The organism is Phytoactinopolyspora limicola, assembly GCF_011320225.1.
Taxonomy (GTDB): Bacteria; Actinomycetota; Actinomycetes; order Jiangellales; family Jiangellaceae; genus Phytoactinopolyspora; species Phytoactinopolyspora limicola.
The window spans coordinates 94,783-102,459 of sequence record NZ_JAAOEN010000020.1 but is presented as its reverse complement, the minus strand read 5'-3'; the positions used below and the strand labels follow the sequence as shown (position 1 = coordinate 102,459).

At 67.7% G+C, this 7,677-nt stretch carries 5 protein-coding genes; 2 read left to right on the top strand and 3 right to left on the bottom strand.

Annotated elements, in window-relative coordinates:
- Together G8760_RS26665 and G8760_RS26660 are read left to right on the top strand one after the other, a co-directional pair.
- On the top strand, positions 1-256 hold a 256-nt coding region (locus G8760_RS26665), incomplete at its 5' end, for an RNA polymerase sigma factor (RefSeq protein WP_166355874.1).
- Entirely contained in the window at positions 253-1,686 is a 1,434-nt protein-coding gene (locus G8760_RS26660) for a hypothetical protein (RefSeq protein ID WP_166355873.1), read from the top strand. The genes G8760_RS26665 and G8760_RS26660, both read left to right, overlap by 4 nt.
- A 106-nt stretch (positions 1,687-1,792) precedes the next feature.
- Here the strand turns inward: G8760_RS26660 and sucD are convergent, their stop codons facing one another.
- The 3 genes from sucD to G8760_RS26645 all read right to left on the bottom strand — a co-directional run bounded on the left by sucD (position 1,793) and on the right by G8760_RS26645 (position 7,626).
- On the bottom strand, positions 1,793-2,692 hold the full coding sequence (sucD, locus tag G8760_RS26655) for a succinate--CoA ligase subunit alpha (RefSeq protein WP_166355872.1): 900 nt from the start codon (positions 2,690-2,692) through the stop codon (positions 1,793-1,795).
- 16 nt (positions 2,693-2,708) lie between these two features.
- Positions 2,709-3,884 (bottom strand): ADP-forming succinate--CoA ligase subunit beta, encoded by a 1,176-nt coding sequence (sucC, locus tag G8760_RS26650; protein ID WP_166355871.1) that lies wholly within the window; start codon positions 3,882-3,884, stop codon positions 2,709-2,711.
- 409 nt (positions 3,885-4,293) lie between these two features.
- A complete protein-coding gene (locus G8760_RS26645; RefSeq protein ID WP_166355870.1) occupies positions 4,294-7,626 on the bottom strand; it encodes a phosphodiester glycosidase family protein in 3,333 nt (1,110 codons plus the stop codon).
- Positions 7,627-7,677: the final 51 nt, after the last annotated feature.

The window sequence follows — 7,677 nt, the reverse complement described above, 5'->3', positions numbered from 1 at the left end:
CCGCCACGGCGCACCAGACAACACCCCACCCCCCAACCCAGACCACGTCGCACTCGTCACCGCCCTACGCCAAATCCCCGAACCACAACGACAAGCCATCGTCCTCCACCACCTCGTCGGCATGAGCGTCGACGAAATAGCCACCGAAACCAACACCCCCACCGGAACCATCAAAGCCCGCCTCTCCCGCGGACGAACCACCCTCGCCCAACTCCTCACCGACACCACCGTAGCCATGGAAGGGGAACGGCCATGAGCACCAGCTCCGACGACCAGTTCCACGACCGGCTACACGACCTCAACGCCGACCTCACCGACATCCACCTGCCCGGCCCGGCGGCCGCCCGCCACCGCGCCACCCAACGCACCCGCAACCAGATCACGGGTGTGGTGCTCGCGAGCGCAGTACTGGCCGGACTCGGGATTCTCGGTGTGACCCAGGATCAGCTGTTCACCGCCCCGGACCCGGCGGCCCCGACCGACACCGCGTCACCGACGGCGGTGCCGACGTCGCCGGACGGATCGGACGAGACCGCACCGCCGGACGTCGCTCCTGTTCCCGACGATGCACTCATGACTCTGGAGGATGTCGCCGCTGATTCCGACCTGGGCCCGGACGCACCGGTCTGGGCTGAGGCGGATGGCCGTGAGACACCGTTCCAGTGTGTGCCGATGGTTCCGGAGAGTGCCTCGTCGGTTCATTTCGCCAACCCCGACGCCGGGCACTTCCTTCAGTTCATCGAGGCGACCGCTGACCCGGTGAGCCGGTTCTCCCAGCTCCGTGCCGAGGTCGAATCGTGTGCGCAGGGGCTCAGCGAAGAACGGGAGGCCTCCGACGGTGAACCGTTCACCCAGGCATGGACGGTGAATGAGGTGGGCGACGAGGCATGGATGGCCAACTACTTCGCTCCGAGGGACGACCCGGATGAGTTCCTGACCCACCATCTCGTCTCCGTTCGCCTGATGCGAGTGGGTGGGTTCGTGACGATGGTGGCCCGCGGAGGACCAAGCCCGGAGGACAATCTCGCGATGTCAACCGACGATTCGGAGCAGGCAGCGCGGCGGTTGTGTGCCGCGCTGGAGCAGGACTGTGTCGGGCAGGTGGTGGCGCGGCGGGCGGCACAGGATCCGGTGGGTGACATTCCCGGCTGGCTCGCCGACTCCGACCTTGCCGAGGTGTTGGGTGCCGACCTCGAGCTCGAAGGCTGGGAGATCCAGCCGGGCAACGACGACGCCACGCCGCCCGGGTGGGGGTTGGCCTATCTGGCCATCGACCCGGCGGATGAGGGTGCCGTGGCGTTCGACCGACGACACTACGGCCGCTATATGGACGTCGACGGGCCTTCCGTCTATCAGGAGCTGGCCCGTTTCGCCTCCGACGACGAGGCCAGGCAACATTACGCCGCTCTTGTCGACGGACTCAGCGGGTACACCGAGGACGGCGTCGAGATCGGGCTCGTGGAATCCTCGGAGGACGCCGACCACGTCGCTTCGGTGTGGCTGACCGAGCATGCCGATACCGACTTCACCGCGACGTTCGGGCTGGTGACGCGCGGCAACGCGGTCGCTTTGCTCAACTATCTTCCGGCCGCGGATGCGACGGCCGACACGATCACCGACGAGGAGCTAGCCACCCTGGTGCTCGACCTGCTCACGCGGGCAGCAGCCCGGCTTGCCACCAACTGACCCCGTGGGTGTACCGGTTCGTCGCTGACCGCCACGTACGTCGCGCCCTCTGGGCGAACGGGCGGGCGGCCTGTCGATCGGATGCACCCACGGGGTGTCGACAAGGTCAGAAGGACGCGGCGATCTCCCGCATGAGGCGGGCGGTCTCGCTGGGCGTCTTGCCAACACGTACCCCGGCCGCTTCCAACGCCTCCTGCTTGGCCTGGGCGGTTCCGGACGAGCCGGAGACGATGGCACCGGCGTGCCCCATGGTTTTGCCTTCCGGGGCGGTGAACCCGGCGACGTAGCCGACCACCGGCTTGGTGACGTTGGCCTTGATGTACTCGGCTGCCCGCTCCTCGGCGTCGCCGCCGATCTCGCCGATCATGACGATCGCCTTGGTGTCCGGGTCCGCCTCGAACGCCTCGAGAGCGTCGATGTGTGTAGTACCGATCACCGGGTCACCACCGATGCCGACACAGGTGGAGAAGCCGATGTCGCGCAGCTCGTACATCATCTGGTAGGTGAGTGTGCCCGACTTGCTGACCAGGCCGATCGGCCCGCTATCGGTGATGTCGGCCGGGATGATGCCGGCGTTGGACTTGCCGGGGCTGATCACGCCGGGGCAGTTCGGTCCGACGATGCGGGTCTTGTTGCCGTTGCTCTGCGCGTAGGCCCAGAATTCCGCGGTGTCGTGCACCGGGATGCCCTCGGTGATGACCACCAGCAGTTCGATGCCGGCGTCGACGGCCTCGTTCACCGCGTCCTTGGTGAACTTCGGCGGCACGAAGGCGACCGAGACGTTGGCGCCGGTCTTCTCCATCGCTTCGGCGACCGAGCCGTATACGGTGAGCATGGCGTCGGGGTCGAACTCGGTGAAGTCCAGTTCCTGACCAGCCTTGCGGGCGTTGACGCCACCCACGACCTTCGCGCCGGCCTTGAGCATGCGCTGGGTGTGTTTGGTGCCTTCGGCACCGGTGATGCCCTGAACGATGATCTTGCTGTTCTCGTTGAGGAAGATGGCCATTGTCGTCGCCCGTCCTTTACTTCGCCGCCGCGAGCTCGGCCGCGCGGCGCGCGGCACCGTCCATGGTGTCGACCCGCTCCAGGAGCGGGAGCGCTGCTTCGTCGAGGATCCGCCGCCCCTCGTCGGCGTTGTTGCCGTCCAGCCGGACCACCAGCGGCTTGGTGATGTCGTCGCCCCGGCTCTCCAGCAGCTCGAAGGCGTGCACGATGCCGTTGGCGACGGCGTCACACGCGGTGATGCCACCGAAGACGTTGACGAAGACGCTCTTGACATCGGGGTCGGACAGGATGATCTCCAACCCGTTGGCCATGACCTCGGCCGAGGCACCGCCCCCGATGTCGAGGAAGTTGGCTGGTTTTACACCGTTGAACTCCTCGCCGGCATAGGCGACCACGTCGAGCGTGGACATCACCAGACCCGCGCCGTTGCCGATGACGCCGACCTCGCCTTCCAGCTTGACGTAGTTCAGATTCTTCTCCTTGGCCCGCGCCTCGAGCGGGTCGGCCGCGGATTTGTCCTCGAACGCGGCGTGCTCGGGCTGCCGGTATTCGGCGTTCTCGTCGAGAGTGACCTTCCCGTCGAGCGCGACGATCTTCCCGTCCGGGGTCTTCACCAGCGGGTTGACCTCGACGAGGGTCGCGTCCTCGGCCGTGAATACGGTCCACAATGTCTGGAGTACACCGATGACCTCGTCGCGGACGTCACCCTCGAACCCGGCGGCGTCGGCGATCTCGGCCGCTTTGGCGGCGTCGACACCGGCCAGCGGGTCGACGGGGATCTTGGCCAGGGCCTCTGGGCGCTCGACCGCGAGTTGCTCGATCTCTACGCCGCCCTCGACGCTAGCCATCGCGAGGAAGGTGCGGTTGGCTCGGTCGAGCAAGTAGGAGACGTAGTACTCCTCCGCGATGTCGCTGGCCTCGGTGACGAGCACCCGGTGAACCGTGTGCCCCTTGATGTCCATGCCGAGGATCGCGGCCGCCTTCTCCTGCGCCTGCGCGGGGTCTTCGGCCAGCTTGACCCCGCCGGCCTTGCCTCGCCCGCCAGTTTTCACCTGCGCCTTGACTACTACCTGCCCGCCGATGCGTTCTGCCACCTGGCTGGCCTGCTCGCTGGTCTCGGCGACAGCGCCGGGCAGTACCGGGACGCCATGTTTGGCGAAGAGTTCCTTCGCCTGATACTCCATCAGGTCCACGCGTCTACATCCTTTGCCGTGTCGCGGTCCGTTGGCCGTCATACCGGCCCGTCGAAAGGTGTGCGACGGGAGTGCGCCTCCGCTCGCGCGACCTCCGGGGCCTAGTGCAGACTAGCGTCGTTCGGCGAACCGGGAGCATTCGACCCCTGTCCTGCGCTGCGATCACCGTCGCCGTCCCGTCCCCACCCGCCGGTGATCGTCGCCGCATTTCCGCCACCCACCCCCGGTGATCGTCGCCGCATTTCCGCCACCCACCCCCGGTGATCGTCGCCGGATTCGCGTCGTCATAGCGACCTATTCTTGATGTCGATCACTGGGGAGAAGGGCGGGAAACCGGCAACGATCACTGGGGAGAAGGGCGGGAAACCGGCAACGATCACCGGGAGGGGACGGGCGGGTGACGGGTGGGTTAGTCCCGGCCGGCGACGATGGTCTGCGTCGCTGTCTCGCCGTTGACGGTCACAGTCAACCGAGCGATCCCATTGCGCAGGGCCGTTACCGTACCCGCCTGCGGGTCGAGGGCAACAACATCGCGAGGGTCGGCGCTCTCGGGGTCACCGACATGGACGCCCCGCCCGGACCATTGCGCACTGGCCGGCCACGCCACTGGGACGGTCCGCCCGTCGTCCTGCTGGAACGTCGCCGCTACCGGCGCCGGACGGCCGATCGGCAGGCGCTCCGGCGCGTCCAGCGTCACCTCGTCCACTCGGGGCTTCACCTCGACCGTCAGCCAGCGAGCCGCGTCCGACGCGGCATGTGGCCCACCACGGGCCCGCTCGGAACCACGCCCCGGCCGGCTCGGCGTTTCGTCGGCGAACCGTGGCTCGACACCCAGCATGGCCCATCCGGTGAACCCGCCGTCGGAGGCAGTACCGGCCGGCCCCTTGCCGGAGTTGCCCACGACGAGATAAGGGACGCCATCCACCGACGAGGCGTGGAACACACCCGCGTGTCCGGCGACGTACGCCGCGGGTTTACCCGACTCGGCAGAGAAGTCGGCCAGCCACGTTTCCAGCATCGCGGCTTCGCGACGGTCGGCCAGCTGGCTGTTGGCCGTCGGCTGCGGATCGTTGGGCGGGTGGTGCCCGGCGACCACGACCCCGGTGATCGACGGGTCGGCGGCGGCGTCGTCGAGTGCCTGGCGCAAGACGGCGATCTGATCGAACTCCCGCCCACCCGCACGCAGCGTGCCGTACGCGGTGTTCATGGTGATGATCCGGGTGCCGTCGAGATCGAACACGTGCTGCGTGTCACCGAACTCCGCGATGAAGTTGTCGATCGGTCCACCCTGGATCTCGTGGTTGCCAGGGACGTAGTACCAGGGAAAGTCGGCTTCGCCGAGTTCCTCGTCGAGGATCCGCCGGGCCAAGGCGAAGTCTTCCGGGGCCGCTTCGTCGACGAAGTCGCCGTTGATGATGAGCACGTCCGGGCCCGCGGCGACGATCTCCTGGAGGGTGCGACGCGCGGCCTGGACGATGTCGCTGTCCGGGTCGCGGCCGACGAACTGAGAGTCGTTCATCACCGCGATCAGCTGGCTGGCACCGTCGGCTGTTCCGTTGGCGACGATCACCGGGTCCTGGTAGCGCTGGCGCACGGGCAGCTCGACGTCTGGTGCCACCTCCACGGTGATGTCGCTGAACGATGTCTCGCCGTGGTAGCGCGCGTCACCACGTGGCTCGACCGAGTAGATGTCGCGGAACTCAAGCGGATACTCCGTACCCGGTGGGACCTCGAACGTCAGTTGCTCCCAGCCGGTGTAGGTCGTGTACCCGCCATTGAGTGTCATCAGGGTGCCCTGCGCGTCGTACAGACGCATCCGGATCCACGATCCGTTGCCGTCGCCATGAACCCAGGCCTTAACCGCCTGCGGCTGGCCGGGCAGTTCGAAGGGCTGTGGCGGGGCGGCATAGGCCGCGCGGGTGTTGGCTCCACTGAAGTCGTAGGTCAGGCGGATACCGGACTGGCCGTCAGGGCCGTCGGTGGGTTCGATAGCGCCGGTGGCGCGCGCGAAACTGATGGTCCAGTCTCCGGCGTCATCGAAGTCGGCGACGGTCTCGGACACGAGCCCGATCGTGACGGCGACCTGCGCACGCGCGCCGGCTGCCTCGAACGTCAGCAGGGCCGAGGCGTCGCTGGTGAGCGGTTCGACGGTGAACCCGGTGTCATCGGCCACCAGTTCCACGACACCGTCGCCACCGGAGATGCTGACGTCGGCTGGTTCCAGGGCTGCCCGGTAGCCAGTGGCGTCGTAGCCGGTCAGCTCGATTCGACCGGTGCTGTCCTCGTCAGCCAGGGGCACGAGCGTGGCGCTCGGCGCCATCCAGGCAAGATCGTCCAGGACGGTGATGTCGATCTCCTCTCGAACGTCGCCGTCGGTCGCCGTGACCGTGGCAAGACCAGGCTCCACCCCGGTGATGGTAGCTACTGGGCCGGCGCTCTCCACGCTTGCCGCGGTTGCGTCGACGGTCCATTCCGGGTTCGCGTCCACTGGCTCACGTGCCTCGTCGTGTCCGAGCGCGGTGACGGTCCGGGTGAGGCCGGGGAACACTCGTGTGCTGTTGGCGGCCGGCAGCAATCGGAATCCGGCCAACTCTCCCGAGCCGGCACCGGCGAAGACCGCCAAGCCGTTGGCCACCGACCGCTCTTCGCCGTCGGAGGGGCTATTCACGACGTCGTGGTCGGCGGTACCGGGTTCGCGGACGACCATGGTGGAGGATCCGCCACCGTCGACGTTGAGGGCGTCGTGGGCCCCGAGCCCGTGCATGAACTCCCCCAGCTCGGTGAGGCTCATGCCGCGGGCGTGTGCTTGCCTTCCATCGATGACGACGAGGAACACCTCGGTGCCATCTTCGCTGACGCCCACGGCGGTACGCGGGTGCACAGCGGTATCGCTGAACGTCTGCGGCACTCCGTCGCGGACCAGCACATGGCTACCGCCGACGGCGACGGCGATGTCGTCGAGGTCCGAGCGCGGCGCGTAGGTGATCTCTACCTGGTCGCCAGCGTCAAGCTCCAGTAGGGCTCGAGCCCCAGCACCGGCCCCGACGACGACCACGGTATCGGCGTCTATACGGCCCGCTCCGGCCTCGTCGTTGACGTCGGCCACCACACCGTCGACGACGGTGACCTCGGCGACGTCCGCGGCACCCGCCACCGAATCGGCACGGGTGTATTCACCCCAGAGCGGGGTGAACAGCCCGATGCCATCGGCAGGGAGGCGGTAGGTGTTGACGCCGTCGAGCTCAAGCGTCGGCCCGCCGGCGATGGTGAGCCGGCCTTCGAGGAAGATCTGGGCAAGCTGGACCGCACCTGCTTCGGTCACCGCGACGGCCTGGTGTCGGCCGGCCACGGGCGCGTTGACGAGGCCGCCATCGCGGCTGATACCCGGCCCCAACGGGGCGTTGGAGTTGTTGATGTCGAAGAAGTCCGCGTTGATGGCCGCGGTGGCTCCGGTCCGCTCGGCTCCGGCACGGATGGTCTCGAGTTCGGTGACGGCACCCGAGTATTGGTAGTCGAAGCTCAGGTCGGCGTCGACGTCGACGGTGAGCACCGAGCCTGAGGTCCAGCCGTCGGCTTCCAGGCTCTGAAACGTGGACAGCTCGAGTCCGGGAGCGATCGTGAGCTCGTCGTCGAGGTATGGGACGGATGGGCCAGGGACCGGCGTGGTGTGTGGTGGTCCGCTGGGTTCCGCCCCGGCCAGCGGTGGCGCGACGAGAACCGCACCGACCAGCGCGCCGGCCATAACCAGCTGCCAGCCGCGGGAGCGGCGGGATAGTGATGCCGGGCGGTGTGT